Genomic DNA, 1,533 nt, shown 5'->3' with positions numbered 1-1,533 from the left:
CTGAGGACAAGCCCTCGGCCTATTAGTACCGGTCAACTCCACCCCTCACGAGGCTTCCATATCCGGCCTATCAACCCAGTCGTCTACTGGGAGCCTTACCCTCTCAAGGAGGTGGGAATACTCATCTCGAAGCAGGCTTCCCGCTTAGATGCTTTCAGCGGTTATCCCTCCCGAACGTAGCCAACCAGCCATGCCCTTGGCAGGACAACTGGCACACCAGAGGTTCGTCCGTCCCGGTCCTCTCGTACTAGGGACAGCCCTTCTCAATATTCCTACGCGCACAGCGGATAGGGACCGAACTGTCTCACGACGTTCTAAACCCAGCTCGCGTACCGCTTTAATGGGCGAACAGCCCAACCCTTGGGACCTACTCCAGCCCCAGGATGCGACGAGCCGACATCGAGGTGCCAAACCATCCCGTCGATATGGACTCTTGGGGAAGATCAGCCTGTTATCCCCGGGGTACCTTTTATCCGTTGAGCGACGGCGCTTCCACAAGCCACCGCCGGATCACTAGTCCCGACTTTCGTCCCTGCTCGACCCGTCAGTCTCACAGTCAAGCTCCCTTGTGCACTTACACTCAACACCTGATTGCCAACCAGGCTGAGGGAACCTTTGGGCGCCTCCGTTACTCTTTAGGAGGCAACCGCCCCAGTTAAACTACCCACCAGACACTGTCCCTGATCCGGATCACGGACCCAGGTTAGACATCCAGCACGACCAGAGTGGTATTTCAACGACGACTCCACAACAACTGGCGTTGCTGCTTCAAAGTCTCCCACCTATCCTACACAAGCCGAACCGAACACCAATATCAAGCTATAGTAAAGGTCCCGGGGTCTTTCCGTCCTGCTGCGCGAAACGAGCATCTTTACTCGTAATGCAATTTCACCGGGCCTATGGTTGAGACAGTCGAGAAGTCGTTACGCCATTCGTGCAGGTCGGAACTTACCCGACAAGGAATTTCGCTACCTTAGGATGGTTATAGTTACCACCGCCGTTTACTGGCGCTTAAGTTCTCAGCTTCGCCACACCGAAGTGTGACTAACCGGTCCCCTTAACGTTCCAGCACCGGGCAGGCGTCAGTCCGTATACATCGCCTTACGGCTTCGCACGGACCTGTGTTTTTAGTAAACAGTCGCTTCTCGCTGGTCTCTGCGGCCACCCCCAGCTCGGAGTGCAAGACTCGTCACCAGGAATGGCCCCCCTTCTCCCGAAGTTACGGGGGCATTTTGCCGAGTTCCTTAACCATAGTTCACCCGAACGCCTCGGTATTCTCTACCTGACCACCTGAGTCGGTTTGGGGTACGGGCCGCCATGAAACTCGCTAGAGGCTTTTCTCGACAGCATAGGATCATCCACTTCACCACAATCGGCTCGGCATCAGGTCTCAGCCTCAATGAGTGACGGATTTGCCTATCACTCGGCCTACACCCTTACCCCGGGACAACCACCGCCCGGGCTGGACTACCTTCCTGCGTCACCCCATCGCTCACCTACTACCCTGTTGGGTCAGCGGCTCCACCACGTCCC

Annotated in this window: 1 rRNA gene (cut by a window edge); it reads right to left on the bottom strand. The window is 56.5% G+C overall.

Annotated elements, in window-relative coordinates:
* Nucleotides 1-2: 2 nt before the first annotated feature.
* Nucleotides 3-1,533 (bottom strand): 23S ribosomal RNA (locus AB0D08_RS40625); its annotated part runs 1,379 nt beyond the window's last position; the annotation flags it as partial.

This window comes from Kitasatospora sp. NPDC048540 (genome assembly GCF_040651175.1).
Classification (GTDB): Bacteria; Actinomycetota; Actinomycetes; order Streptomycetales; family Streptomycetaceae; genus Kitasatospora.
The sequence above is the reverse complement of the archived record's forward strand: the minus strand, read 5'-3'. Positions and strand labels throughout refer to the sequence as shown.